Genomic DNA, 25,318 nt, shown 5'->3' on the forward strand with positions numbered 1-25,318 from the left:
ATACTGAATGACAACTTCCCCCTTCCCGGCCCATGCGAATTCTCATCCTCACCCTTCTATTTGCATGCCAGGCAGCATGCGCGCAGGACAGCGGCCAGACCGCCTACGACACAGACCATGCATTCGACACTGGCTCGGATATCAGGATCACCGCTCTTTCGGACATGCAGATCGAGAATCTGGCAACGCTGGGCAAGGTGTGGGGCTTCCTGAAATATCACCATCCGATAGTCACATCCGGCCAGCGGCACTGGGACTACGACCTGCTGCGCGTGACGCCCGCAATCCTCGCATCACGGGACCAGGCCGAGGCCAATACGGTGCTCCATAAATGGATTGCAAGCCTGGGCGAGATCATTCCGTGCAATCCCTGCGCCACACTGCCTGCGGAAGACCTGCATCTGCGCCCGGCGCTGGACTGGCTGGATGACGGCAAGCTGCTTGGCGGGGAACTCCAGGCAGACCTGAAGCGCATCTACCGGAATCGTCCCGCAAACGGCCAGCAGTTCTTTCTGGAATTGGGTAAAGGGGTCAAGAACCCGGTATTCAAGCACGAGCCCCTGTACGACGGCATGCGCTATCCGGACGCGGGATTCAGGCTGTTGGCACTGTTCCGCTTCTGGAACATTATTGAATACTGGGCGCCATACCGCGATGTCATCGGCGAGGACTGGAACGGTGTGCTGCGCCAGTCCATTCCCACAGTGGTTCTTGCCAAGGACCGGCCGGCCTACGAGCTGGAGATGATGGCCGTCATCGCGCGCTTCAACGACACGCATAGCAACCTGTGGACCTCGCTCCACGTCCGCCCGCCGCTGGGGCAGTGCAAGCTGCCGGTGAATGTGCGCTTCCTCGGCGGCGACGCCGTCGTCGCGGGATACACGGACGAGGCTGCGGGCAAGGCCTCCGGCCTCCTTCCCGGCGACGTCATCACAGCCATAGACAACACGCCCGTAGCAAAGCTGGTGCAGGCATGGCGCCCCTACTATGCCGCATCCAACGAGCCCACGCGGCTGCGCGACATCGCACAGGAACTGCACCGTGGCCCTTGTGGCGCAGCCAGTCTGCGGATACGCAGGGCGGACAGCGAGCTGGATGTACAGGCAAGCCGCACGCCCGAGATCCGCCGCGCAAAGACGCATGACCGCGCGGGCGACACCTTCCAAATGCTGTCCGGCGGCATAGCCTACCTCAAACTCTCGTCCATCAAGCAGGCGGACATTCCGCGCTATATGGAAGCGGCAGCCGGTACCAAGGGACTGGTGGTCGACATCCGCAACTACCCGTCCGAGTTTGTCGTCTTCGCGCTAGGCCAATACCTGGTCGAGCGCCCCACCAATTTCGTGCGCTTCACCTTCCCCGACCTCAACAACCCCGGCGCCTTCTACTGGAAACAGGGCGCCATGCTGCGCCCCGGACAGACGCACTACGCAGGCAAGGTGATGATTTTGATCGACGAGATTTCGCAAAGCCAGTCCGAATACACCGCCCTGGCGTTCCGCGCCTCCCCGCGCGCCCGGATTATCGGCAGCACCACGGCCGGCGCGGACGGCAACACCTCGCCCTTTGGCATGCCGGGAGGACTGCGTTCCCTCATCAGCGGCATCGGCATCTTCCATCCCGATAAGCGCCCGACGCAGCGCGTGGGCATCACCCCGGACATTGAAGTCATCCCCACCATCGAAGGCATCCGCGCAGGCCGCGACGAAGTGCTGGAGGCAGCGATGACGGAAATTCAGCGCGCGGACTAGCGGTCCGTGCCGCCCGAGGAAGTGGCGGCGGGCCAGACGACGGCATTGTCCACCGAATAGAGCTGGCAGGGTTCACGGCTCCTGGACTGGCAGGCGGCAAGGGCGCTGCGGCGCGGGTCTTCGCCCTCTTCGGCCCAGCCCCAGGCGCCGCTGGGAGACAGCGCGAAGGCGCGCGGCAGCTGGCGCTGCAGAAAGGCGCGGTATTCTTCGCGTCCATGCACGGCCAGGTAAGGCAGCGCGGACACGTCGTCCACGGCGGCGTATTCGGTGGGCGCCTGCTCGCTGGCCGGAAGCGCGAATTTTTCCTTCACCGGCATGCCGATGCGCGCCAGGAAGCGCTCGGCCTGCGGCAGCCAGACCTGCTCGCCGTCCTGGCTGGCCAGCATGGTGTGCGCGTCGCGCTTGAATGCACCGAAGGCCACCAGCTCGGCGCTGCCGCCCGCCCGCGTATAAGCGCCGTGCATGCGGCTGGCCAGCTCGGGGCCGAAGTAGGAGTCGTTGGCGCCATACATCCACAGGCTGGACACCTTGCTGCGCTTGCCATACTCGCCGAAGGCGCGCACCAGCGCTTCCTGCCAGTCGCACGGGCCGCCGTGCACGCGCAGGCCGCCGGCGAAATTCATCACGCCGCGCAGGCCGGGAATCTGCTGCGTGGCCAGCGCCATCGTCGCCAGGCCGCCATAGGACTGGCCCGCCGCCACGATGCGCTGCGCGTCCACCCAGGGCAGGCTGCGCGCGTAGCGGATCGCCTCGCGCACGTCGGCGGCCTGGGTGTAGCCGTTGGCGGCCATGTCGCAGCCGTGATCGATGTAGCGGCCGCCGGAGTGCGCAAAGCCGGCGCGCATCGGCACCATCACGGCGTAGCCGCGCCGCACGAAGGCGCGCGCCATGTGGACGAAGCGGTCACGCTGCTGCAGTTTCGGGTCGCCCGGCGCCTTGCCGTGGTTGATGACCAGCAGCGGGAAGGGGCCGTCGCCGTCCGGCTTGAACAGCGTGGTTTCCAGCGCAGCACCCTGCCCGGCCGGTATCATCACCACCTGCTCGTTCAGTTGCGAGACTGGCAATGCGGCGGCGTGGCCTGGTGCAAACACGCCACAGAGTGCCAGGGCGGCGAACAAGCAGCGGCAGGAATGGACGAGGGCGCGGATGATGCGGCTCCTGATGAGAGAACGGGGCAATATCACAATTCTGCGGGTCAAGTTTTTCAAAGGCAATACCAGAACGTCAAAACCACTGCCTTTTTTTTCAGCAACATCCGATTGCACGGCCACGGCGAAGCGGTTACACTGGCTGCTATTGCTGAAGGGAAAGAACATGAGTGTATCCGCCCTGAGCGCCGGGGCTTCCGGCCTCAACGCGAACCAGCAGGCGCTGGGTATCGCGGCCAACAACATTGCCAATACGGGCACGCAGGGCTACCAGGCCCAGCAAGCCCAATTCCAGGAAGCCAGCCCAGCTGGCTCCGGCGTGACGCTGTCCGCGCAAGGCCGTGGACTGGCCGCATCCGAAGGCGCGGTTTCCGATACCGGCCTCGCCTCCGACATCACCAACTCCCTGGTCTACAAAGCCAGCTTCGACCTGAACGCCAAAGTGGTGCAGGCTGCCGAGCAGCGCATCGGCACGCTGATCGACATCCAGGCCTGAAGCCGCGCCGCAGCGTCGCGCTGTAAAACAATTGACAGTGGAGCCACCGGGTCGATACGATACCCGCCCAGGCAACCCCTCCCACGGGACCACGATGATACGCGACGAAGAAACCCTGAACCTGCTGCTCGCCGGCGTGCGCCGCTTTGTGCGCGAAGTGCTGCTGCCGCAGGAGCAGGAGGTTGCCGAGACCGACCAGATTCCTCCCGCCGTGGTGGCGCAGATGCGCGAACTGGGCCTGTTCGGCCTGTCCATCCCCGAAGCCTATGGCGGCTTGCAGCTGACCATGGAGGAGGAAGTGCTGGTGGCGTTCGAGATCGCCTACGCTTCCCCCGCATTCCGCTCGCTGATCGGCACCAACAACGGCATCGGCTCGCAGGGCATCGTCATCGACGGCACAGAGGAGCAGAAGCAGCACTACCTGCCCCGGCTGGCGGCGGGCGACATCATCGGCTCCTTCGCGCTGACCGAACCCGGCTCCGGCTCGGACGCCGCCTCGCTGCGCACCTCCGCCGTGCGCGACGGCGACCACTACATCCTCAACGGCACCAAGCGCTATATCACCAACGCGCCCGAGGCCAGCATCTACACCGTGATGGCGCGCACGGATGCAACGCGCAAGGGCGCGGGCGCCATTTCCGCCTTTATCGTGGAGCGCGGCACGCCGGGCCTCAGCCTGGGCAAGATCGACAAGAAAATGGGCCAGCGCGGCGCGCATACCTGCGACGTGATCTTCGAGAACTGCCGCGTGCCGGCCGCCAATCTGATCGGCGGCAAGGAAGGCGTGGGCTTCAAGACCGCCATGAAGGTGCTGGACAAGGGCCGGCTGCACATTGCCGCCGTGTGCGTGGGCGCGGCCGAGCGCATGCTGGAGGATGCGCTGCGCTACGCCATGGAGCGCGAGCAGTTCGGCCACGCCATTGCGGACTTCCAGCTGATCCAGGCCATGCTGGCCGACAGCAAGGCGGAACTGTACGCGGCCCGCTGCATGGTGCTGGACGCGGCGCGCAAGCGCGACCAGGGGTTGGACATCTCCACCGAGGCCTCGTGCAGCAAGCTGTTCGCATCCGAGATGTGCGGACGCGTGGCGGACCGCTCGGTGCAGATACATGGCGGGGCGGGCTACATCTCCGAATACGCGGCGGAGCGCTTCTACCGCGACGTCCGCCTGTTCCGCATATACGAGGGCACTTCGCAGATCCAGCAGATCGTCATTGCGCGCAATATGATCAAGGCGGCGCAGGGTTGATGGATATTTCCGCCCTCCTCGCCGGCCTGCCGCCACGCATCAGCGACATTCCGCGCCGCTGGGCAGAACGCGCGCCGGATGCGCCGGCGCTGCGCGAAGGCGAGCGGGTTTGGGCTTACGGCGAACTGGCGGCGGCGGTGGATGCCACTGCGCAGCGGCTGCGCGAACTGGGCGTGCGGCCGGGCGACAGGCTGATGGTGGTGGCGGAGAACTGCGTCGCCCAGATCGCGCTGATCTTCGCGGCGGCCAGCATGGATGCGTGGGTCGTGAACGCGAACAGCCGCTTGTCGGCGCGGGAGATCGCCCAGTTCCGCGAGCATTCCGGCGCGCGGCGCGTAATTTATTGCTGCGGATCGGCGGCGGGAGCAGCAACGGCGGCGTCGCCGGAGGCGGCAGCGCACGGCGAGCGCGATGGCGCGCAGCGGGAATCCTGGCTGTTCGGCGAGTGGATGATAGGCCCTCTGAACGAAGCGGCGCAGCCGGAACCTGTGGCCGCCGGCGCGGACTTCAGCGCGCGGCAGCCGGCGGCGCTGATCTACACCACCGGCACCACCGGCCAGTCCAAAGGCGTGATGCTGTCGCACCGCAACCTGCTGTTCGTGGCCGCCGTCTCCAGCACCCTGCGCGGCCTCACGCCTGCCGACCGCGCCTACGGCGTGCTGCCGATTTCGCACGTCTACGGCCTGGCCTCCGTCATGCTGGGCACCCTGTACGCGGGCGCCTGCCTGCACTTGCAGCCCCGCTTCAACGCCGACGCGCTGCTGGGCGCCCTGCGTGAAGACCAGCTCACCATACTGCAAGGCGTGCCCGCCATGTATGCGCGGCTGCTTGAAATACTCGGCCAACCCGGCGCGCGCGCGGATGGCGCAGCCAGACGCGAGACGCTGGGCGCCAGCCTGCGCTTCATCTACGCCGGCGGTTCGCCGTTGGACCCGGCGCTCAAGCGCCAGGCCGAAGCCCTGCTCGGCCAGCCGCTGCACAACGGCTACGGCATGACGGAAAGCTCGCCCACCATCAGCCAGACCCGCCTGGACGCCCCGCGCGGCGACACCTCGGTGGGCTACGCCATTCCAGGCGTGGAGACCCGCATAGTCCCGGCGCAGGACGCCACGGGCGAGCTGTGGGTGCGCGGGCCCAACGTCATGCTCGGCTACTACAAGGAACCGGCGCTGACCGCCGCCGCCATCGATGCGGACGGCTGGCTCAACACCGGCGACGTCGCCCGCCAGGACGCGGACGGCGCGCTCTTCATCGTCGGCCGCAGCAAGGAGCTGATCATCCGCTCCGGCTTCAACGTCTATCCGCTCGAAGTGGAAACGGTGCTGAACGCGCATCCCGCCGTGGCGCAGTCGGCGGTGGTCGGCCGCACCGTGGCTGGCGGCGACGAGGAGGTAATCGCCTACGTGGAGCTTGATCCGCGCCACGCCGGCCAGCCGGAAGTGCTGGTGGGCGAACTGCACGCCCACCTGGCCGCAGCGCTGGCGCCTTATAAATGCCCCGCCGAGATCATTCCCATGCCATCATTGCCGGCAGCCGCCACCGGCAAGATATTAAAAAGCCAGCTGCGCACGCTGGCCCAACAAGCGGCCCAAACCAAGGAGACAAAACAATGAATAGCCTGTACAAGAAAATCGCCCTGGCATCCCTGTTGTCCGCAGCACTGGCCGGCGCGCGCGCCGAAGAATTCCTGGTCGGCGCCGAACTGCCGCTCACCGGCTCCCTGGCGCGCGTGGGCGCCGGCATGCAGGAAGGCGTGATGGTGGCGGCGGAAGTCTTCAACCGTACCAACGGCAAGCACAAGATCAAAATCATCACCGTGGACGACGAATCCGCCCCGGCCAAGGCCATCGCCGCCGTGGAGAAGCTGCACAGCCAGGGCGTGGTCGCCATCACCGGAGGCTACGGCTCCAACAATATCGCTCCGGCGTCCGACGCGGCCAATAAACTGAACCTGGTCTACATCACCTCCGGCGGCGTGGACGACAGCCTGGTCTCCAGCGGGCGCAAGAATTTTTTCCGCATCAATAACACCGCAGGCTACGAGAAAGCCGTGCTGGGACTGATAGACGACGTGGGCGCCAAATCGGTCTCCATCATCTACTCAACCAAAGAAGCCACGTCCGACCTGGCCAAGAACATCCAGAAGGCGCTCGAAGCGAAAGGCATCAAGGCCGCTTCGCACTCCTTCGACCCGGCCATTACCGACTTCAAGCCCATCATCAACAAGATCAAACTGCAGGACAAGTCCGAGCTGGTGCTGATGTCCGGCTACGAAAACGACTACGTGGGCATACTGCGCGCCGCGCGCGTGCTCAAGCCCGCCGTGAAGGCCATGGTGGGCGTGTGGTCGCTGGCCACGCCCAAGATGGCGTCCGAGTTCCCCGACCTGATGCCCAATGTGTTCGGCACCGCGCTGCTGCCCTACCCCGCCACATTTGAGTCGGCGGACGGCAAGGCCTTCTCCGAGACCTACAAGCAGCTGTACAAGAAAGAGCCGGACTACCTGGGCCAATTCGGCTACGTGCAGTCCATGCTGCTGTTCGAAGCCATCGCCCGCGCCGCCGACAAGGGCAGCGTGAAGACCGGCGGCATCGCCGAGGAAATGCGCAAGACCAGCCGCGAAACGCTGATCGGCAAGGTGCAGTTCTCCGCCAACGGCGACAACCCCAACTTCGTGCACCGCATGGGCCAGCACCAGGACAAGAAGATTGTCATCGTCTGGCCGAAAGCCGGCGCCACCGGCAAGATCGCCTACCCGGCCGTGCCCTGGTAAGCGCGGTACGCTGAGCTGATGACCGAACTGATACTGCAAGCGCTGTATTCCGGCCTGCTGCAAGGCGGCTCCTACGCGCTGATCGCGCTCGGCCTGGCGCTGGTGTTCGGCGCCATGAAGATCATCAACCTCGCGCACGGCGAGCTGGTGCTGCTGGCCGCCTACATCGCCTACACGGTGGAATCGCAGGCGGGCCTGGGCCCCGTTTTCGCCATTCCAGTGGCGCTGGTGCTGGTCAGCCTGGCGTCCGTGTGCGTGTACTGGACCGTCAGGCGCATCAACAAGGACCGCGAGATCAACTCGCTGATACTCACCTACGGCATCGGCATCATCCTCACCAACGCCATCCTGATCACCTGGAAGGCCGACATCCGCACCACCAGCTCCAGCTGGCTGCAGGAAGCGCTGGTCATCGGCCCGCTGTACAGCATGCGCAGCGAAGCCATCTTCTTCTGCGTCAGCCTGGCGCTGCTGGCGGCGCTGTGGTGGTGGCTTTCGCGCAGCTGGTACGGCCGCGCGCTGCGCGCCGTGGCCAGCAACCGCGACGCGGCCAAGCTGATGGGCATCAATCCCGGCAAGGTGGAACTGGTATCCTTCATCATCGCCGGCATCCTGGCCGCGTTCGCGGGGGTGGCGCTGTTCAGCTACGGCGTGATCCAGCCTTCCTACGGCAGCGCGCTCACGGTCAAGGCCTTCATCATCACCGTGCTGGCGGGCGTGGGCTCGATTCCCGGCGTGCTGCTGGGCGCCGTCCTGCTTGGCGTGTGCGAGGCGCTCACCGTCACGCTGGCCAGCTCCGCGCTGCAGGAACTGGCGGGCATGTCACTATTCCTGCTGGTGCTGTTCGTTATGCCCAACGGCCTGTTCGGCGCGGCCCGGAGGCGCGGATGAAGATACACAGCGGCGTGCTGTCCGCGCTGATACTGGCCTACCTCGTGGTGCCGCTTACGCTGGCGGGCAACAACTACGTGATGAGCACCATCGTGGCCGCGCTGGTGACGGGCGGCGTGGCGCTGTCGTGGGCGCTGCTGGGCAACCTGGGCGGCATGATCAGCTTCGGCCACTCCGCCTTTTTCGGCGTGGGCGCCTATGTGTCCGCGCTGTGCAGCATGCGGCTCGGCGTGCCGGTGCTGCCCGCCATGCTGCTGGGCGGCGCGGGCGCGGCGGCCGCCTCCATCGCCATGCTGCCGGTGCTGCGCCTGCGCGGCCCCTACTTCGCGCTGGCCATCCTCGCCTACGCCCACATATTCCGCATCATCGCCACCGAATGGACTTCGGTCACGCGCGGCGCGGGCGGGCTGGCCAATATTCCGGGACTGCCCACGCTGATGGGCTACGACTTCAGCGGCAAGGCCGGCGCCTACCTCATCATCCTGACCATCGTGGTGGCCTTCGCCTTCATCTACGCCGCCATCCGCGCCAGCCACTACGGCCTGGCCCTGCGCGCCATGCACGACAGCGAGGACGCCACCCGCGTGGTGGGCGTCAACAGCACGCTGCTGAAAGCGGCCATGCTGATGGTGTCCGCCTTCATGGCGGGCGTGGTGGGCGCCTTCAACGCGCACACCATCAACTTCCTGGAGCCGGACTACGCCTTCAACGGCCTGTGGGTAACGCTGCCCATCGTGGCGGCGATTTTCGGCGGCTACCGCACCATTCCCGGGCCGATCGCGGGCGCCGTGTTCGTGTCGCTGGCGGACCAGCTGCTGTTCAAGGAACTGCTGCCCACCGGCCACCAGCTGGTGCTGGGCGTGCTGCTGGTGCTGATGATTATCCTCAGCCCCAACGGCCTGATGCCGCTGCTGCGCGGCTTTGGAAGGAGGCGCAGACGTGGCCGCGCCTGATCCCCTGCTTGAACTGGACCGGCTCACGGTGCGCTTCGGCGGCCTCACCGCCGTCAACGCGGTCTCGCTGCGCATGGACGGCAGCGGCGTGCTTGGCCTGGTGGGGCCCAACGGCGCGGGCAAGACCACGCTGTTCAACGCCATCTCCGGCCTGGTGAAGCCCACCGCCGGGGCGATACGCTTCGACGGCCGCGACGTGATGCGCGCGCCCATGCACAAGCGCGCGCACCTGGGCATAGGCCGCACCTTCCAGATTCCGCAGCCCATGCACGAGCTGACGGTGCGCGAGAACCTGGTGGTGGCGCAGCGCTTCGGCACCGGCAAGGTGGATATGGCGCGCATCGACGAGATACTGGACTTCACCAGCCTTGCCGGCAAGGCTCGGCGCGACGCCGCCACCAGCCTGGCGCTGACCGAGCTGAAAGCGCTGGAGGTAGCCAAGGCGCTGGCCACCAATCCCCGCCTGCTGCTGCTGGACGAAGTGCTGGCCGGGCTGGAAACCAGCGGCAAGCGGCGCTTCATGGGCATGCTCAAGGAGATGCAGCAGCGCTTCGGCGTGGGCATCGTCATCATCGAGCACGATATCGAGACCATCAGCAGCCTGTGCCCGCGCGTGGCCGTGCTCAATTTCGGCGAGCTGATTGCCGACGGCACGCCGGACGAGGTGTTCCGCGATCCGGCCGTCATCAAGAGCTATACCGGCGCAGGTACGGGGGACGGCCATGCTTGAACTGAGCAATGTGCGCGCCGGCTACGGCGCCATCAACGTGCTGTGGGACGTGTCGCTGGCCATGCAGCCGGGCCGGCTCACCGCCATCGTGGGCCAGAACGGCGCGGGCAAGACCACGCTGCTGCGCGCCATCATGGGCCTGCTGCCGCTCAAGCAGGGTGAAATCACGCTGCACGGCAAGCGCCTGGACGGCACGCCGACCTGGGACATGGCCGACCGTGGCCTGGCCATGGTGCCCGAGGGCCGCATGGTGTTCCGCGACATGAGCGTTGCGGAAAACCTGATCGTGGGCGCCTTCAACAAGGCGCACCGCCCGCACGTGGCGGCGCGGCTGGAGGCCGCATACGAGATGTTTCCGCGCCTGCGCGAACGGCGCAAGCAGCTGGCCGGATCGCTGTCCGGCGGCGAGGCGCAGATGCTGGCGATGGCGCGCGGGCTGATGTCCGACCCGAAAATCTTGATCGTGGACGAGCCTTCGCTGGGCCTGGCGCCGTTGCTGGTGAACGAGCTGTTCGGGATCCTGGCGCGGCTCAAGGCCGAAGGCCGCACCATTATCCTGGTCGAGCAGAACACCGAGCGCGCGCTGGCGATTGCCGACCATGTCTACCTGCTGCAAGGCGGGAAGGTGGCGCTGTCCGAGGCGGCGGCCAATGTCACGCTGGCGCGCTTGCACGAACTCTATTTCAAACACTGAGCCCGCCAGCCGGGCGACCCGTAACGGCGGCGTGTGGTAAAACCATGCTTGCGCACTAAGGGAGTTTGCATGAGTACCGGAGATCACGATCCGCGGCGCCAGGAGCGCCGCCATGAACGCCGCCACGGCGACCAGATGGGAACGCCGCGCTACCTGGACCCGGGCGACACGGTGTTCAGCCTGTGGGGCCGCATCATCATGGCGCGCTACCGGCGCATTGCGGCGGCGGCCACGCGCCACATCATCCAGCGCCCGCTGCACATCGGCGTGTCGGCCCGCATCTTCCATCCGGAGGCCGGCGCCAAGGGCCTGCGCAGCAAGAACCTGCAATACCTCGAAGAGTCCATCGCGCAGTGGGTCATGTCGCGCGACGTGCTGGTGTTCATGATACCGACCGTGAACACGGACGGCCTGCTGCATCCATCGAATATCCGCCTGCGCGACTACGCGCGCCACCTGGACGGCCTGGTGCTGCAAGGCGGCGCGGACGTGTCGCCGCAAAGCTATGCGGAATCGCCCACGCGGCCGGAATGGAGCGGCGACCGCGCGCGCGACATGTACGAGCTGGAGCTGCTGCACGAATTCGTGGAGGCGGGCAAACCGGTGCTGGGCATTTGCCGTGGCTGCCAGCTGATCAACGTGGCCTTCGGCGGCACGCTGTACCAGGATATCGCCTCCGACGTGCCGGACGCCATGGCCCACGTGCATGACGACTACGACCGCCACCGCCACGAAATCGCCTTCCCTGAAGGCGCTTCGCTGGGCCGCATGCTGAAGATGCGCAGCGGCCAGGCGATGGTCAACTCCATCCACCACCAGGCGGTAAAAAACCTGGGCCGCGATATGACGGTGGAGGCGCGCTCGGTCCCGGACGGCATGGTGGAGGCCATCCGCTACACCAAGGCGCCTTTTGTCATGGGCCTGCAGTGGCACCCGGAGTTCCACCGCGCGGGCGGCGTGGAACTGCTGGACTGCACGCCGATACTGGACAACTTCCTGCGCGTGGCCCGCGAGACCCGCTTTTAGCAACCCGCGCTTGTAGCGGCTCGGGGACGGCGGGTTACGCTGCGCTAACCCGCCCTACGCGATACCGAATATCCGTGTGTCGAAAAAACGTAGGGCGGGTTAGGCGCAGCCGTAACCCGCCGTGCCTTAGCCCCGGAAGCGGTTCACCGCCGCGTCCACCACGCCTTCCACGCTGCCGCTTTCCCTGAACTGGTCGCGCAGGTACTGGGCGTCGCTGCCGGTATGCGTCACTTGCACCAGGTGCGCCAGGCCGGCGCTGCCGCCCAGCGCCTCCGCGTGCGGCTCCATCTTGCGCAGCGTGGTCAGGATGTCCTCGCGCAGCGACAGGCTTTCATAGGTCTTCGGATGCACGATGGTGCCGTCCAGCCCGAAACGGCAGGCCTGGAAGCGGTTGTAGTTGTAGACCAGGTAGTCGTCCTCCTCCGGCGCAGCCTCGTGGCGCTCCAGCAGGTAGCGGCACAGCGCCTGCAGGTACACCGCCAGCGCCGCCGCCCGCTCCACCGTCAGCGGCGTGTCGCACACGCGCAGCTCAATGGTGCCGTATTCCGGCTTGGGACGGATATCCCAGTAGAAGTCCTTCATGCTCTTGATAACGCCGGTATGCTCCATCTTGGCGAAGTAGCCGTGCTCGAAGTCGTCCCAGCTCAAGGTGAAGGGCGCGCGGCCGCTCATGGGGAAGGCGAACACGGAGTTCAAGCGCGCGGAGTTGAACAGCGTGTCGCCGCCCTGCACAAACGGCGACGAGGCCGACAGCGCGATAAAGTGCGGCACGTAGCGGCTCAGCGAATGCAGCAGGAACAGCGCGTCGTCGCCGCTGGCACAGCCGATGTGCACGTGCTGGCCGAAAATGGTGAACTGCTTGGCCAGATAGCCATACAGCGCCGACACTTCCTTGAAACGCGGCTTGGAGAAGATGCGCCGCTCGGACCATTTCTGGAAGGGGTGCGTGCCGCCGCCGCAGATGCCGATGTTGAGCTTCTCGCAGGCCTGCACCAGCGTGTCGCGGATCAGCTGCAGCTGCGCCACCATCTCGGTATGGTTGGTGTGCACGTCGGTGTTAATCTCGATCATGCTCTCGGTGATCTCGGGCGTCACATTGCCCGGAAAAGGCTTGCGGTTCAGCAGGTGCAGCAGGTCGGGGCTGGACGCGGTGAGGTCATAGTCCGCATGGCTGATCAGCTGCAGTTCCAGCTCCACGCCCATGGTGAGCGGCTGGGAATTTTTGAATTGTTCAAGCGCCATTTATGCGTCCTCCTCTTGCGGCGTTTCCTTGGCCCATACCAGCGCGTACTGCGTGAAGATGGGGCCCAATACTTCCATGAGCAGCGTCATCGCGGCCAGCGCGGCCAGCTCGTCGACCAGCACGATGCCCATGCTCTTGGTCTGCTCCAGCAGCAGGATGACGAACACCGACATCGGCGCCAGCGCCACCCCGGTGAGCGCCCCCTTGCGCCAGGTCACCCCGCCCGGGTGCGCGAACACGGCCACCGCCACGGTCTTGACGACAAAGCGCGCCAGCAGCAGCACGATGGCCAGGCCGGCGCCGGCCACCACGCGCTCCCAGTCCAGCGTGGTGACGGCGAACACGAACAGCAGCACCGTCAGCAGCTCGCCGATGGCGCCAAAATTGCGCTCGGTGCGGCTGAAGGAAATGCGGCGGTGCCGCGCCATCAGACCGAAGGTCAGCGTGGCCAGCACCGGCGACAGATTGGCCGCGTGCGTGATCGCCACCAGCAGCACCACGGCCAGCGCAAAGGCCACCGTGCCGTCGCGCTGCACATGGCCGAGCTGGCGCAGTAGCGCGGGGATCACCACCCCGAACACGGCGCCCAGCACGGCCGAGGCCAGCAGCTCGATGGCGCTGTGCGAAATGGCCTGCCCCAGGCTGCCGGACGTCTGGAACACCCACACGCCCACCACCACCTTGAAGACGAAGACCGCCAGCACGCAGTTGATGGCAACCAGGTGCAGCACCCGCTCGGTGACCTGGCCTGCGCTGTTCTGCTCGTTAATCACGCGCAGCACGCCGGCAGGCGAGCTGGACATGGCCAGCGAGGCCAGCAGCAGCGAGGTCAGCGGCGGCATGCCGGACAGGTTGCCGATGACATACACCACGCCGAAGGTGGCAGCCGATTCGACCAGGCCGGTGACGGCGATCCACGGGTTCAGGCGCAGCCAATTGAGATTGATGCGGTAGCCGAACTCGAACAGGATAAGGCCGAAGGCCACGTTGGCGAGTATGGTGACGGGGCTGGAGCTGTCGCTGGTGTACAGGTCCGGGAAGGCTTGGGCCACCGCGAAGCCGACCAGGCCGTACACACTGATGCGCGGTACGCCGGACCAGCGGTGCATGATTTCCCCCGCCAGCCAGGCCAGGGCGATTGCAATAGGCCAGGCCAGTTCGGCCGTGATAACTACTAAATCCGGCATAAATATTTCCTCCAATGCAAAATCAGTACACAGTTTATTGCATTCCGTTAAATCGCGTCGCACCCTAGCCCGGGTTAGAATCATGGCCAGACCAATGCACGAGAAGGAATCCCCATGCTGGAACTCATTAGCGAACATAGTTGCTTCGGCGGCGTTCAGCGCTTTTACAAGCACGATAGCGCCACAATAGGCCTGCCGATGCGATTTTCGGTTTTCATTCCGGAAAGCAAGGACGACGTGCCGCTACCCGCGCTGTTCTACCTGGCAGGATTGACCTGCACTGAGGAAACATTCCCCATCAAGGCCGGCGCCCAGCGCGTGGCGGCCGAGCTGGGCCTGATATTGATCTCGCCGGACACCAGCCCGCGCGGCGCCGGCGTGCCCGGCGAAACGGATGCGTGGGACTTCGGTGCCGGCGCCGGTTTCTACATCGACGCAACAAAAGCGCCGTGGAGCAAGCACTACCGCATGGAAAGCTATCTGCACGAGCTGCGCGGGCTGGTGACCCAGGAACTGCCGGTGGACGCGGCGCGGCTGGGCATCTTCGGCCACTCCATGGGCGGCCACGGCGCGCTGACGTTGGCGCTGAAGCGGCCGGACGTGTTCCGTTCGGTATCGGCCTTTGCGCCCATCGCCGCGCCGACCCGCTGCCCGTGGGGCAAGAAAGCGTTCGGCGGCTACCTGGGCGCGGACGAGGCCGCATGGCGCAAGCACGACGCCAGCGAACTGATGGCCGCAGCCAGCACGCCCTTCCCGCAAGGCATATTGATAGACCAGGGCCTGGGCGACAAGTTCCTGGCCGAGCAGCTGTATCCGGAAGCGTTCGAGGAGGCGTGCAAGCAGGCCGCGCAGCCGCTGCAACTGCGGCGGCATGCGGGCTACGATCACGGCTACTACTTCATTTCAAGCTTTATCGAGGATCATTTGCGCTTCCACGCGGCGAACCTTGGCGGGTTACGGCGTTCCGCCTAACCCGCCCTACGATCCTTGCTCTCTGCGTAGGGCGGATTAGGCGGCGCGCCGCCGTAACCCGCCGAGCGCCGCCTATAGCTTGATCTCGGTCCCCAGCCGCGCCAGGAACTGCCCCAGCCATTGCGGATGGGCCGGCCATGCCGGCGCGGTGACGAAAATACCGTCCGTCACGGCGCTGTCCACGGAAATATCCGCATACTCGGCGCCCGCCAGCTTCACTTCCGGCGCGCAAGCCGGGTAGGCGGAAATCCTGCGGCCCTTGATCACGTCCGCCGCCGCCAGCAGCTGCGCGCCGTGGCACACCGCCGCGATCGGCTTGGAGGCCTGCGCGAACTGCTGGATGATCTCCAGCACGCGCGGATTCAAGCGCAGATATTCCGGCGCGCGCCCGCCCGCGATCACGAGCGCGTCGTAAGCGGCCACATTCACATCATCGAAATTGGCGTTCAGGGCGAACTGGTGGCCCGGCTTCTCGGTGTAGGTCTGGTCGCCCTCGAAGTCATGGATGGCGGTCTTGACCTTCTCCCCGCTCTTTTTGCCCGGACACACGGCATGCACCGTGTGGCCCACCATTTGCAGTGCCTGGAACGGCACCATGGTTTCGTAGTCCTCGGCGAAATCGCCCGTCAATAACAGTATCTGCTTGGCTGCCACGGTCATCTCCCACTTGGTTGGAAAAGTACGACCTGGCCATGATAGCGTTATTTGACGGGCAATGCTGCCAACTTGCCTACTTTACTTGTGCAGCACCTTGCGGATGGTTTCCGCCAGGTCTTCCGCCACGAACTTGGCAACGTAGGCGTCCGCGCCCACGCCCTTGACGTGGTCCTCATTGGTCTTGCCCGACAGCGAGGAATGGATCACGACCGGAATCTTGCTGAAACGGGCGTCCTGCTTGACCAGGCGGGTCAGCGTAAAGCCGTCCATTTCCGGCATTTCCAGGTCGGTCAGGATCAGCCCCACGCGGTCCTCGACCGGGATGCCCTCGGCCTTGGCGCCGTCGGCGATATGCTGCAGGCGTTCCCATGCTTCCTTGCCGGATTTGGTCATCACGAAAGGCGCGCCCATGGCGGTCAGGCCCTGCTCGATCAGGCTGCGCGCAACCACCGAGTCGTCCGCCGCCAAAATGATGGTGCCGGCCTTGAGCGCCAGTTTCGGGCCGATGGTTTCCGGGTCCACGTCCTTGCCTTCGTTCGGCACCATCTTGCGCAGGATGGTTTCCACGTCCAGCACCTGCGCCAGGCGGGTGTTGTTCACGTCGCCGTCCAGGCGGGCGATGCTGGTGACCATGCCGCCGGCCGTGCTGCCCTCGGCGGACAGCACCTGGCCCCAGTCCAGGCGCACAATCTCGTCCACCGATTCCACCGCGAAGGCCTGCGTGGTGCGTGCGAACTCGGTCACCAGCATGATGTTCAGGCCGGTCTTCGGCGTGACACCCACGATGCCGGGCAGGTCCATGACGGAAATAATCTGGCCGCGCAGGTTGACCACGCCCAGCATATGGGGCGCGGAACCGGCCACCGCCGTCACTTCCGGCATGGCCACGATTTCGCGGATTTTGAACACGTTGATGCCGTACAGCTCCGAATGCTCGCCATTGGCGTCGGCGCCCAGGCGGAACAAGAGCAGTTCGAACTTGTTGGAGTTGGTTAAGTTACTGCGTTCGTCAATTTCTTGTTGAACAGAATTCATAGGGATCGTCTCCATTGCAAGGTCTGCAATCAGTATAACGATATTGCCCTACACAACGAAACATTTCGCCCGCCGATGTTGCAATTGCGCCGGGATAAAAAAAAGGAAACCCTGAGGTTTCCTTTTTTCTGAATTCTGGAGCGGGAGAAGAGTCTCGAACTCTCGACCTCAACCTTGGCAAGGTTGCGCTCTACCAACTGAGCTACTCCCGCAGAAGGCAAGATTATGACAGAAAGTTTGCAGCCTCGCCAGTAGGGCCGACTATATAATTGCACCACGTTGAAATAAGGACATGAATGGATGCAATAGAAACCGTCTTGGCCATGCTGTTGGCCGTGGTCGGCAGCGCCTACCTGGTGCGCCTGCTGCCCGTGGCCGTGCCGCTGCCGCTGATGCAGATCGCGCTCGGCTTCGTCGTTGCCGCGTTCTCGCGCCACGGCATTGCGCTCGACCCCGAATTCTTTTTCCTGCTGTTCCTGCCGCCGCTGCTGTTCCTGGACGGCTGGCGCATCCCCAAAAGCGGCCTGCTGCGCGACCGCGGCGTGATCCTGCAACTGGCGCTCGGCCTGGTGGTGTTCACCGTGCTGGGCATGGGCCTGCTGATCCACTGGATGATACCGGCCATGCCGCTGCCGGTGGCCTTTGCGCTGGCCGCCATCATCTCGCCCACCGACCCCGTGGCCGTCTCCGCCATCGCCTCGCGCACGCCGATACCAAAACGCCTGATGCACATTCTCGAAGGCGAATCGCTGCTCAACGACGCCAGCGGCCTGGTGTGCTTCCGCTTCGCCGTGGCCGCCGCACTGACCGGCACCTTCTCGCTCACCTCGGCCACGCTCACCTTCGTGTGGCTGGTGGCCGGCGGCATCGGCATGGGCGTGGGCGTCACGCTGCTGATCGCGCTGGCGCAGCGCTGGCTGACGCGCCATTTCGGCGAGCCGTCCGGTTCGCCCATCCTGGTCAACCTGCTGATGCCTTTCGGCGCCTACCTGCTGGCCGAACACCTGAACGCGTCCGGCATCCTGGCGGCGGTGGCGGCCGGCGTCACCATGAGCTATGTGGAGCTGGGCGGCCACGCGCTGGCGGCCACCCGCATCCAGCGCTCCGCCGTGTGGGACACCGTGCAGTTCTCCCTCAACGGCGTGATGTTCGTGCTGCTGGGCGAGCAGCTGCCCAGCATCCTGAAGGGTGCGCGCGCCTCGCTGGAGGCGGTGGGCCACGTCAATCCGTGGTGGCTGGTGCTGTACGCCTTCGCCATCACCCTGGGCCTGATGGTGCTGCGCTTCGCCTGGGTGTGGACCGCGCTCAAGCTCACGCTGTTCCGCAAGAGCCGCATGGGCCACGACGCCGCGCCGCCGCACTGGCGCCTGCTGCTGGCCACGTCGCTGGCCGGCGCGCGCGGCGCCATTACGCTGGCCGGCGTGATGACGCTGCCGCTGTTCATGCCCGGCGGCCAGCCCTTCCCCGCGCGCGACCTCACCATCTTCCTGGCCAGCGCGGTGATCCTGCTGTCGCTGCTGGCGGCCAGCATCGGCCTGCCGCGCATCCTGAGCGGCGTGGATTTTCCTGAGGACTCGGAAGAAAGCCAGGAAGAGGACCGCGCGCGCGAAGTGGCGGCCAACGCGGCCATCGCCGCTATCGAACGGGCGCAGATCGAACTGATGTCCACCAGCGTGGACGCGGACCTCTACCCCCAGGCCGCCAGCCGCGTGATCGCGCTGTACCGGCACCGCCTGGTCGAGCACACCGAAGTGGAGCAGGCGCGCCAGTTCCGCAAGCTGGACATGGCGGAAAAGGCGCTGCGCATGGCGGCGCTGCACGCCGAGCGCAAGGCCATCTTCAACCTGGCGCGGCACGACCACATCTCGGACGAAACCGCGCGCAAGCTGGTGCGCGAGATCGACCTGAGCGAAACGCGCTTCCGCTAAGCCATGCAGAACCGCCGCGCCACCTTCGCCCTGTCCGCCGCCTGGCTGCTGTTCTGGAGCATGATGGTGCTCACCGCCGTGCAGGACGCGCTGCGCGACGGCGAGCACGCGGTCTGGAAGCCCATCCTGTGGGAGTCCTCGTCGGCGGTGGTGGCAACCGTGCTGATGGTGCTGCAGCGCCGCCACACGCGGCGCTACGACCACCTGATGGCCGCACCGCTGCGCTGGGCCGGCGTTCAGCTGCTGTGGGCGCCGGTGTACTGGCTGGCTTTCGTACCGCTGGCTTTCGGCATCCGGCACGCCGTGTATGCGCTGGCCGGGCAGTCCTACGAGCACGAAGCATGGCCGCAGGTGTTCCTGTACGAGGACATCAAGATCACCGTGTTCTTCGGCCTGTTCGTGCTGATCCAGTTTGGCCTGCTGTCCTACCGCGCGCTGCTGGAGGAGCGCCTGCGGGCGGCGCAGGCCAACACGCTGCTGCGCCAGGCGCAGTTGCAGCAGCTCACGCAGCAGATGCAGCCGCACTTCCTGTTCAACGCCCTCAACACCATTTCCTCGCTGATGCACACCGACGTGGCGCGCGCCGACGCCACGCTGATGCAGCTGGCCGACGTGCTGCGCGCCACGCTGGACCACTCGGGCCAGCAGCAGGCGCCGCTGGCCACCGAACTGCGCCTGCTGCGCGGCTATGCCCACCTGATGAGCGAGCGTTTCGAGGACAGGGTCGGCATCACCTGGGACATCGACGAATCGCTGCTGGGCTGCCAGGTGCCGCTCATGAGCATGCAGCCGCTGCTGGAGAACGTGTTCAAGCACACGGTGGAGCAGCGCCGCCAGCCCACGGCCATCGCCATCAGCGCGCAGCGCGAAGGCGGACATCTGCTGCTGCGCATCGCGGACGACAGCGGGCGCCTGGCAGCATCATCCTCCGGCGCGGCAAGAAGCGGCATCGGCCTGCGCAACCTGCGCGAACGGCTGAAAGTGCTGCACGGCGGCGCGGGCTCGCTGCAACTGCTGCAGCTGGAACCGGCCGGCGTGTGCGCCGAAGTGAGGCTGCCATGCGCGTGCTGATCGTCGACGACGAGCGCCCCGCGCGCGACAAGCTGCGCCGCCTGCTGGCGCTGGAAGCGGACGTCAGCGCCATCGACGAGGCGCGCGACGGCGTGGAAGCGCTGGAACGCGCAGCCGCCTGCGCGCCGGACGCCATCTTCCTCGATATCCAGATGCCCGAGGTGGGCGGCTTCGACGTGGCCGCCTCGCTGCCCACGCCTGCCCCGCTGATCGTCTTCGTCACCGCCTACGACGAATACGCCATCCGCGCCTTCGACGCCAACGCCATCGACTACCTGCTCAAGCCTTACGACCAGGCTCGCCTGCAGCGCGCCATGCAACGCCTGCGCATGCGCCTGGCCATGGAACGCGCCAGCACCCCGGCCGAGGCTCCCGCCGCCATGGCAATGGCCATGCCGCCGGTACGCCAGCTGCTGGTGCCCGAGCGCGGCGCCACGCGCATCGTCAAGGTGGAGGACATCAGCTGGATAGAAACGGCGGACAACTACGTCATCCTGCACACGCCCGGCGGCCAGCCCCTGCTGCGCCAGACGCTGGCCGGCCTGCTGGAAAAACTTGGCCCGGACTTCCTGCGCTGCCACAGGCGCGGCGCGGTGCGCCTGTCCGCCGTCGCCGCCGTCGAAGTGGACGACAAGGGCGACGGCGAACTGCTGCTGCACGGCGGCGCCCGCGCCCCGCTCAGCCGCCAATACCGCCCCGCCCTGCTGGCCCAGCTCGCCGGCCGAGGCTGAGCCCCCGGCTCGCCCCAGGCCGCCCCCGCCTCGCCCCATTTCGCTGGCCCGCCGCGCGGCGCGGCCATAAGCTTGTCTTCATCGCAACCCGCAACGTGGAGACAGCCATGCCGAACACCCGCCCAAGCCGACTATATTTCCTCGACTGGATACGCATCTGCGCATTCTTCCTGCTGATCCTGTACCACACCGGCATGTACTACGTGACCTGGGACTTTCACATTAAAAGCCCTTTCGCCAGCGACGCCATCGAACCGCTGATGATGCTGTCCTCACCGTGGCGCCTTGGCCTGCTGTTCCTGGTGTCCGGCGTGGCGGCGGCCTACCTGATGAAAAAGCTCACTACCGCCGCCTTCCTGCGCCAGCGCAGCGCGCGCCTGCTGCTGCCGCTGGTCTTCGGCATGCTGGTGGTGGTGCCGCCGCAATCCTACTGCGAGGTGGCCGAGAAGCTGGGCTACAGCGGCAGCTACCTGGACTTCATGAAGCTCTACCTGGCCCGCTACCACGGCTTCTGCAAGGAAGGCGCCTGCCTGGACCTGCCGACCTGGAACCACCTGTGGTTTGTCACCTACTTGTGGGTGTACACGCTGCTGCTGGGCGCCATGGCCGCAGCCTTCGGTCCGCGCTTGCAGGCTGTGTCGGACCGGCTGTGCAAGGCGCTCACCGGATGGAAACTGGTCGCCCTGCCCGTCGCCGCCCTGGCGCTGGCCCGCGTGACGCTGTTCGGCAGCTACCCGTCCACGCACAACCTGGTGGTGGACTGGTACAACCACGCTCAGTATCTGCCGCTGTTCCTGCTGGGCGCCTTGCTCGGCATGCAGCAGGAGCGCGCCGTCTGGCAGCGCATGGAGGGTATGCGCTTTGTGTCGCTGGGCGTGGCCCTGGGCTGCTGGAGCATGCTGATCGCCTACTACGCGCTGACCGAGAACATGAACCCGGCCGACATCATGCCGCTGATCCAGGCGCAGCGCGTGGTGTACGCCCTGGTGCAGTGGAGCGCCATGCTGGCGGTACTCGGCTTCGGCCACCGCCACCTGCAATTCGACAGCGCCAAGCGCCGCTACCTGTCGCAGGCGGTGTTCCCGGTCTACATCGTGCACCAGACGCTGATTATCGTGTTCGCCCACCTGATGCAGCCGGCCCGCATGCAGCCAGCCAAGGAAGGCTTGCTGCTGGTGCTGCTCACGCTCACGTTCAGCTTCGCCATCTTCGAGGCCGTGCGCAGGGTGCCGCTGCTGCGGGCCTGCTTCGGCATCCATGGCGCGCAGCAGCGCGGCGCGGATACCAGCCGCGCCGCATCGGCGCAGCCGGTTGCGGCCTAGTTCACCACCTTGACGAACGTCAGCATATGCTGTGCAGGGCCGGGCAAGAAAGGCGTGGCCTTGCCGCTCACCCAGTCCGCGTGGCCCGCCAGGAAGTACGGCGACAGCGGATGGCCGCTTTGCCCGCCCGGCATATTGAAGATGCCCTGCTCCTCCTTGCCCGGCGAGACCACCATGCGCTCGGACTGGCCGAACTTGCGGCCCGCCACGCGCGGCATGTGGCTGTCGCCCGGCATCTGGTCGCCCGGCGCGGACAGCCAGCGCCGCAGCGCGGGCGCCGCCGAGGCGATGGGATGCGCGATGTCCTGCGTATTGCGCTCGCCCCAGGTGGCCGTGGCCAGCGGCTTGCCTTCCTTCGTCATGGCGGCCACGGTGCGGTCGATGGCGGCCAATTGCAGATCCTTCCAGCTGGCGTACTGCGGCGGCAGCCATCCGGCCGGCTGCTCGTCCAGCAGGCGCGCCACCACCACCGGCCAGCGCGCGCTGGCTGCCGCCATGTCCGCCTTGTCGGCCAGCTTGCCCATCTCCGCGCTGGCGCCGCCGTACAGCAGCTCATACATCGACCACATGAAGCCGCGCGCAATGCGGTAGCCCGCCGAGTCCACGCTGGCGTGCCCGCTCCAGTTCTTGCTCAGCAGCTCGCGCGCCGCCGCGCGCTGCGCGCTATTGGCGCCGCCCGCCGCCACGGCCTGCTCGTCCAGGGCAGCCAGCGCGCGTTCGCGCCAGCCGGCCAGGAACAGCGCGCGGTCGTCCAGCGCCACGCTGTACACGCCCTTCTCATTCGTCTTGGCGCCCAGCGCGGCCACGCTGTCGCGCACCTGGTGGGCGCGCGCGCCGAGGTCGAAGCCGCCGTCGCCCAGCTTGGCGGCGTCCGCGCCCATCAGCAAACGGCTGTTTGCGGTGGACAGCTGGCCGCTGGCCGGATTGCGCACCGCTGGATAGGCCTCCGGCGCCAGCAGCCCTTGCCAGCCTGCCGCCTGGGTCTCGCCCGCAAGCGGGAAGGTGGACGCCAGGCCGGGCTGCGCGCGGCGCGGCAGCGGGCCGGCGATGGTCCAGCCGATATTGCCCTTGCTGTCGCCGGCCACGAAGTTCTGCGCCGGCAGGCCGGAGCGGTTGGCCACGGCCAGCGCGTCGTCCAGCGTGGTGGCCATTTCCAGCCGGCCTGCGGCCAGGCTGACCGCTTCCCTGGCGTGCGCCACCCAATGCACGGCGTAGCTGCGGCCCGCCACTTCGCGCACCGGCCCCAGCGAGGTTTCGCGCACGGTGAATTTCTCGGCGGCGGCATCCTTGACGAGGATGATCTCCTCATGCACCGCCGGGCTTTCCCAGCCGGCGGGAGTACGCAGCTTGCCCGGCTGCGCGGGGTCCGTCTCCAGCGTCACCAGGTCGGCGTAGTCGCCATAGCTGTTGGTGAAGCCCCAGGCCACGTGGCCGTTGGAACCTGCCACCACCAGCGGCACGCCGGGCAGCGTCACGCCCGCCACGCGGCGCGTGGCGCCGTGGCCGTCCGGCACCATCAGCACCGCGCGGTACCAGATGTGCGGCAGTTGCAGGCCCAAATGCATATCGTCCGCCACGATGGCGCCGCCGTCCTGGCTGCGGCTCCCGGCCACCGCCCAGTTGTTACTGCCCACCATGCCGCGCAGCTCGGCCGCGCTGCCGCCGTCCGCCCCGGCCAGGCCGGCTATCCGGGCCGATTCCTTGGCCGTAGCCCTGCCCCACCATGCGGGCGCCTGGTCCGGGAACGGCGCGTCCGGCGCGGGCACGGAGGCCGCGTCCAGCGGCGCGTCCCACTGGGTGGATTCGGGCAGCAGCACCGCCAGCTGTTCCGGCGTGGCGTGCTCCTTCAGCCAGCCGCGCGCCAGCTCGCGCGCCTCCTGGCCGCCTTGCAGATCGAAATACATGGCCCAGATCACCAGCAGCGAGTCAGCCTCGCTCCACGTGCGCGGGCTCACGCGTATCAGCGCGTATTCAAACGGCCGCGTACCCAGGCTGTTCACACCGTCGTTCACGCCCGCCGCGTAGCGCGCCAGCAGTTCGCGGTCGCCGGCAGGCATGGCTTGCAGCACCGCCTCGGCGCGCGCGCGGAAGCGGTGCAGGCGGTGCTCTTTGTCTACCGGCAACGCGCGCGGTCCGAACAGCTCGGCCAGTTCGCCGGCCGCCACCCGGCGCAGCAAATCCATCTGGAAGTAGCGGTCCTGAGCGTGGGCGAAACCGGTGGCGTAGGCAACGTCCTTGCGGTCGGCGCCGCTGATGGTGGGGATGCCCTGGCCGTCGCGGGCGATGTTCACGCTGCCGCTTAGCGAGGGCACGGTCAGGCGGCCGTCAAGCTGCGCCAGGCTGCCGCGCAGGAAGAACCACAGGGCCAGCCCCAGCATGGCCAGCAACAGCAACAAGGTGAGCGCCACGCGCTTGATCCACTGCCCCAGTCCCGCTTTTCGCATACCCCGCCCCCATCATTAATCTCCCGGGAATATTGCCAGAAGTCCAACGCAAACGGGGTGACTAAATTGTAACGATGGTGGTAGAGTGTGCGCATTGCCCGAATGGATACCAGCCATGCTCGCAGCCCCCACTCCGCCCAACGAGGCAGAGCGCATCGCCGCTCTGTACGCCCTGCTCATCCTCGACACGCCGCGCGAGGAACGTTTCGACAAGATCGTTGAATTTGCCGCCTCGGAGTTCGACGTTCCCATTGCGCTGATCTCGCTGCTCGACAGCGACCGGCAGTGGTTCAAGTCCTGCGTGGGCCTGGATGCCTGCGAAACGGGGCGCGACATCTCGTTCTGCGGCCACGCCATCATGCGCGCCGAAATCATGGAGGTGCGGGATGCGGCGCAAGACCCGCGCTTTGCCGACAATCCGCTGGTGACCGGCCCGCCCCACATCCGCTTCTACGCTGGCGCCCCGCTGCTGCTGCCGAACGGTTACGCACTCGGCACGATATGCCTGATCGACACCAAACCGCGCCAGCTGGACGACGTGGAAATGGCCATCCTTTCCACGCTGCGCGGCCTGGTCATGCAGGAGCTGCAATCGCAACAGGAGGCCAGCCATGCCTGAGCACAGCAAAGCGCGCCAGCCGTCCATGCTGCTGGTGGAGCCGGAGACCATGCTGCGCCGGACCGTGGCGCTGACCGCGCGCTCGCTCGGCCTGGCCGACGTCCACGAGGCGGCCAGCGCGGCGCTGGCGCGGCAAATGCTGCGCCAGCAGAGCTTTTGTGGCGCCATCATCTCCATCAACAGCGGCGAGGCCATCGACCTGGGCCTGCTGGACCAGATCCGCGAGGGCGACTCGGCCAGCCAGCGCAATATGCCCATCGCGGTGCTGGCGGAAAACTGCACCGGCGAACTGCTGGCCGCGCTGCGCGAACGCGCCGTCACCCGCGTGATCGTCAAGCCCTTCCGCGCCCGCATCCTGCTCGACGCCTTCGGCGCGCTGGTGCCGCCGGCCTGAAAGC

23 protein-coding genes and 1 tRNA gene are annotated in these 25,318 nt (G+C 66.5%); 17 read left to right on the plus strand and 7 right to left on the minus strand.

Annotated features, from left to right (window positions below; all coding sequences use genetic code 11):
• Nucleotides 1–164 precede the first annotated feature (164 nt).
• A complete protein-coding gene (locus KT882_RS20775; protein ID WP_228893190.1) occupies nt 165–1,751 on the plus strand; it encodes a S41 family peptidase in 1,587 nt (528 codons plus the stop codon).
• Here the strand turns inward: KT882_RS20775 and KT882_RS20780 are convergent.
• On the minus strand, nt 1,748–2,815 hold the full coding sequence (locus tag KT882_RS20780; RefSeq protein WP_228893191.1) for a dienelactone hydrolase family protein: 1,068 nt from the start codon (nt 2,813–2,815) through the stop codon (nt 1,748–1,750). The two genes, KT882_RS20775 and KT882_RS20780, sit on opposite strands and share 4 nt — an antisense overlap.
• Nucleotides 2,816–3,065: 250 nt before the next feature.
• Here KT882_RS20780 and KT882_RS20785 point away from each other — a divergent pair, with 250 nt between their 5' ends.
• The 9 genes from KT882_RS20785 (at nt 3,066) to KT882_RS20825 (ending at nt 11,711) form a co-directional block, all read left to right on the plus strand.
• Nucleotides 3,066–3,395, plus strand: a complete 330-nt coding sequence (locus tag KT882_RS20785) for a flagellar basal body protein (RefSeq protein WP_161070657.1) — start codon at nt 3,066–3,068, stop codon at nt 3,393–3,395.
• 94 nt (nt 3,396–3,489) lie between these two features.
• Nucleotides 3,490–4,644 carry an acyl-CoA dehydrogenase family protein gene (locus tag KT882_RS20790; RefSeq protein ID WP_228893192.1) on the plus strand — a complete coding sequence of 385 codons (1,155 nt, stop codon included), beginning with the start codon at nt 3,490–3,492 and terminating at the stop codon, nt 4,642–4,644.
• The gene (locus KT882_RS20795) at nt 4,644–6,257 is read left to right on the plus strand and encodes a class I adenylate-forming enzyme family protein (RefSeq protein WP_228893193.1); all 1,614 of its coding nucleotides are present in this window, start codon (nt 4,644–4,646) and stop codon (nt 6,255–6,257) included. Before KT882_RS20790 ends, KT882_RS20795 begins: the two co-directional genes overlap by 1 nt.
• Nucleotides 6,254–7,417 (plus strand): ABC transporter substrate-binding protein, encoded by a 1,164-nt coding sequence (locus KT882_RS20800; protein ID WP_161070654.1) that lies wholly within the window; start codon nt 6,254–6,256, stop codon nt 7,415–7,417. The genes KT882_RS20795 and KT882_RS20800 overlap by 4 nt, the downstream gene beginning before the upstream one ends.
• Before the next feature lie 18 nt (nt 7,418–7,435).
• Nucleotides 7,436–8,308: a branched-chain amino acid ABC transporter permease gene (locus KT882_RS20805; RefSeq protein ID WP_161070653.1), complete on the plus strand. Its 873-nt coding sequence runs from the start codon at nt 7,436–7,438 to the stop codon at nt 8,306–8,308.
• Complete coding sequence (locus KT882_RS20810; RefSeq protein ID WP_161070652.1) at nt 8,305–9,261, plus strand: branched-chain amino acid ABC transporter permease; 957 nt, start codon at nt 8,305–8,307, stop codon at nt 9,259–9,261. The genes KT882_RS20805 and KT882_RS20810 overlap by 4 nt, the downstream gene beginning before the upstream one ends.
• A 4-nt stretch (nt 9,262–9,265) precedes the next feature.
• Nucleotides 9,266–9,991 carry an ABC transporter ATP-binding protein gene (locus KT882_RS20815; protein ID WP_161070791.1) on the plus strand — a complete coding sequence of 242 codons (726 nt, stop codon included), beginning with the start codon at nt 9,266–9,268 and terminating at the stop codon, nt 9,989–9,991.
• A complete protein-coding gene (locus tag KT882_RS20820; RefSeq protein WP_161070651.1) occupies nt 9,984–10,685 on the plus strand; it encodes an ABC transporter ATP-binding protein in 702 nt (233 codons plus the stop codon). The genes KT882_RS20815 and KT882_RS20820 overlap by 8 nt, the downstream gene beginning before the upstream one ends.
• A gap of 69 nt (nt 10,686–10,754) precedes the next feature.
• Nucleotides 10,755–11,711 carry a gamma-glutamyl-gamma-aminobutyrate hydrolase family protein gene (locus KT882_RS20825; RefSeq protein WP_228893194.1) on the plus strand — a complete coding sequence of 319 codons (957 nt, stop codon included), beginning with the start codon at nt 10,755–10,757 and terminating at the stop codon, nt 11,709–11,711.
• A 126-nt stretch (nt 11,712–11,837) separates the two neighbouring features.
• Here the strand turns inward: KT882_RS20825 and KT882_RS20830 are convergent, their stop codons facing one another.
• On the minus strand, nt 11,838–12,953 hold the full coding sequence (locus KT882_RS20830; protein WP_161070650.1) for a YbdK family carboxylate-amine ligase: 1,116 nt from the start codon (nt 12,951–12,953) through the stop codon (nt 11,838–11,840).
• Nucleotides 12,954–14,141, minus strand: coding sequence for a cation:proton antiporter (locus tag KT882_RS20835; protein ID WP_161070649.1), 1,188 nt, complete (start codon nt 14,139–14,141; stop codon nt 12,954–12,956).
• A gap of 114 nt (nt 14,142–14,255) precedes the next feature.
• Between KT882_RS20835 and fghA the strand changes: the two genes are divergently transcribed.
• Nucleotides 14,256–15,113, plus strand: a complete 858-nt coding sequence (fghA, locus tag KT882_RS20840) for an S-formylglutathione hydrolase (protein ID WP_228893195.1) — start codon at nt 14,256–14,258, stop codon at nt 15,111–15,113.
• A gap of 72 nt (nt 15,114–15,185) precedes the next feature.
• Here the strand turns inward: fghA and KT882_RS20845 are convergent, their stop codons facing one another.
• The 3 genes from KT882_RS20845 to KT882_RS20855 form a co-directional block, all read right to left on the minus strand.
• Nucleotides 15,186–15,767 (minus strand): DJ-1/PfpI family protein, encoded by a 582-nt coding sequence (locus tag KT882_RS20845; protein ID WP_321170277.1) that lies wholly within the window; start codon nt 15,765–15,767, stop codon nt 15,186–15,188.
• A gap of 81 nt (nt 15,768–15,848) precedes the next feature.
• Nucleotides 15,849–16,805 (minus strand): chemotaxis protein, encoded by a 957-nt coding sequence (locus KT882_RS20850; RefSeq protein WP_161070646.1) that lies wholly within the window; start codon nt 16,803–16,805, stop codon nt 15,849–15,851.
• A 136-nt stretch (nt 16,806–16,941) separates the two neighbouring features.
• Nucleotides 16,942–17,017: transfer RNA gene (locus KT882_RS20855), tRNA-Gly, on the minus strand.
• 84 nt (nt 17,018–17,101) lie between these two features.
• Here KT882_RS20855 and KT882_RS20860 point away from each other — a divergent pair.
• The 4 genes from KT882_RS20860 to KT882_RS20875 all read left to right on the plus strand — a co-directional run bounded on the left by KT882_RS20860 (nt 17,102) and on the right by KT882_RS20875 (nt 21,857).
• A complete protein-coding gene (locus tag KT882_RS20860; protein WP_161070645.1) occupies nt 17,102–18,733 on the plus strand; it encodes a Na+/H+ antiporter in 1,632 nt (543 codons plus the stop codon).
• Nucleotides 18,734–18,736: 3 nt separating this feature from the next.
• Nucleotides 18,737–19,804 carry a sensor histidine kinase gene (locus tag KT882_RS20865; RefSeq protein WP_161070644.1) on the plus strand — a complete coding sequence of 356 codons (1,068 nt, stop codon included), beginning with the start codon at nt 18,737–18,739 and terminating at the stop codon, nt 19,802–19,804.
• Entirely contained in the window at nt 19,792–20,535 is a 744-nt protein-coding gene (locus tag KT882_RS20870; protein WP_161070643.1) for a LytR/AlgR family response regulator transcription factor, read from the plus strand. Before KT882_RS20865 ends, KT882_RS20870 begins: the two co-directional genes overlap by 13 nt.
• Before the next feature lie 107 nt (nt 20,536–20,642).
• Nucleotides 20,643–21,857 carry an acyltransferase family protein gene (locus KT882_RS20875; RefSeq protein ID WP_228893197.1) on the plus strand — a complete coding sequence of 405 codons (1,215 nt, stop codon included), beginning with the start codon at nt 20,643–20,645 and terminating at the stop codon, nt 21,855–21,857.
• On the opposite strand, the gene KT882_RS20880 is transcribed toward KT882_RS20875, so the two are convergent.
• Nucleotides 21,854–24,301 (minus strand): penicillin acylase family protein, encoded by a 2,448-nt coding sequence (locus KT882_RS20880; protein ID WP_228893198.1) that lies wholly within the window; start codon nt 24,299–24,301, stop codon nt 21,854–21,856. The genes KT882_RS20875 and KT882_RS20880 overlap by 4 nt on opposite strands.
• Nucleotides 24,302–24,416: 115 nt before the next feature.
• On the opposite strand from KT882_RS20880, the gene KT882_RS20885 reads away from it, so the two are divergent.
• Both KT882_RS20885 and KT882_RS20890 read left to right on the plus strand, forming a co-directional pair.
• A complete protein-coding gene (locus KT882_RS20885; RefSeq protein WP_228893199.1) occupies nt 24,417–24,920 on the plus strand; it encodes a GAF domain-containing protein in 504 nt (167 codons plus the stop codon).
• On the plus strand, nt 24,913–25,314 hold the full coding sequence (locus KT882_RS20890) for a DNA-binding transcriptional response regulator (RefSeq protein ID WP_228893200.1): 402 nt from the start codon (nt 24,913–24,915) through the stop codon (nt 25,312–25,314). Before KT882_RS20885 ends, KT882_RS20890 begins: the two co-directional genes overlap by 8 nt.
• Nucleotides 25,315–25,318: the final 4 nt, after the last annotated feature.

The sequence above is a fragment of the Pseudoduganella aquatica genome (genome assembly GCF_020865585.1).
GTDB lineage: Bacteria > Pseudomonadota > Gammaproteobacteria > Burkholderiales > Burkholderiaceae_D > Rugamonas > Rugamonas aquatica_A.

Bases quoted from the DNA above. Each gene is read 5' to 3' on its own strand.
- KT882_RS20775 (WP_228893190.1), top strand. From the start codon at position 165: ATGCAGATCGAGAATCTGGCAACGCTGGGCAAGGTGTGGGGCTTCCTG.
- KT882_RS20785 (WP_161070657.1), top strand. From the start codon at position 3,066: ATGAGTGTATCCGCCCTGAGCGCCGGGGCTTCCGGCCTCAACGCGAAC.
- KT882_RS20790 (WP_228893192.1), top strand. From the start codon at position 3,490: ATGATACGCGACGAAGAAACCCTGAACCTGCTGCTCGCCGGCGTGCGC.
- KT882_RS20795 (WP_228893193.1), top strand. From the start codon at position 4,644: ATGGATATTTCCGCCCTCCTCGCCGGCCTGCCGCCACGCATCAGCGAC.
- KT882_RS20800 (WP_161070654.1), top strand. From the start codon at position 6,254: ATGAATAGCCTGTACAAGAAAATCGCCCTGGCATCCCTGTTGTCCGCA.
- KT882_RS20805 (WP_161070653.1), top strand. From the start codon at position 7,436: ATGACCGAACTGATACTGCAAGCGCTGTATTCCGGCCTGCTGCAAGGC.
- KT882_RS20810 (WP_161070652.1), top strand. From the start codon at position 8,305: ATGAAGATACACAGCGGCGTGCTGTCCGCGCTGATACTGGCCTACCTC.
- KT882_RS20820 (WP_161070651.1), top strand. From the start codon at position 9,984: ATGCTTGAACTGAGCAATGTGCGCGCCGGCTACGGCGCCATCAACGTG.
- KT882_RS20825 (WP_228893194.1), top strand. From the start codon at position 10,755: ATGAGTACCGGAGATCACGATCCGCGGCGCCAGGAGCGCCGCCATGAA.
- KT882_RS20830 (WP_161070650.1), bottom strand. From the start codon at position 12,953: ATGGCGCTTGAACAATTCAAAAATTCCCAGCCGCTCACCATGGGCGTG.
- KT882_RS20835 (WP_161070649.1), bottom strand. From the start codon at position 14,141: ATGCCGGATTTAGTAGTTATCACGGCCGAACTGGCCTGGCCTATTGCA.
- fghA (WP_228893195.1), top strand. From the start codon at position 14,256: ATGCTGGAACTCATTAGCGAACATAGTTGCTTCGGCGGCGTTCAGCGC.
- KT882_RS20850 (WP_161070646.1), bottom strand. From the start codon at position 16,805: ATGAATTCTGTTCAACAAGAAATTGACGAACGCAGTAACTTAACCAAC.
- KT882_RS20860 (WP_161070645.1), top strand. From the start codon at position 17,102: ATGGATGCAATAGAAACCGTCTTGGCCATGCTGTTGGCCGTGGTCGGC.
- KT882_RS20865 (WP_161070644.1), top strand. From the start codon at position 18,737: ATGCAGAACCGCCGCGCCACCTTCGCCCTGTCCGCCGCCTGGCTGCTG.
- KT882_RS20870 (WP_161070643.1), top strand. From the start codon at position 19,792: ATGCGCGTGCTGATCGTCGACGACGAGCGCCCCGCGCGCGACAAGCTG.
- KT882_RS20875 (WP_228893197.1), top strand. From the start codon at position 20,643: ATGCCGAACACCCGCCCAAGCCGACTATATTTCCTCGACTGGATACGC.
- KT882_RS20880 (WP_228893198.1), bottom strand. From the start codon at position 24,301: ATGCGAAAAGCGGGACTGGGGCAGTGGATCAAGCGCGTGGCGCTCACC.
- KT882_RS20885 (WP_228893199.1), top strand. From the start codon at position 24,417: ATGCTCGCAGCCCCCACTCCGCCCAACGAGGCAGAGCGCATCGCCGCT.
- KT882_RS20890 (WP_228893200.1), top strand. From the start codon at position 24,913: ATGCCTGAGCACAGCAAAGCGCGCCAGCCGTCCATGCTGCTGGTGGAG.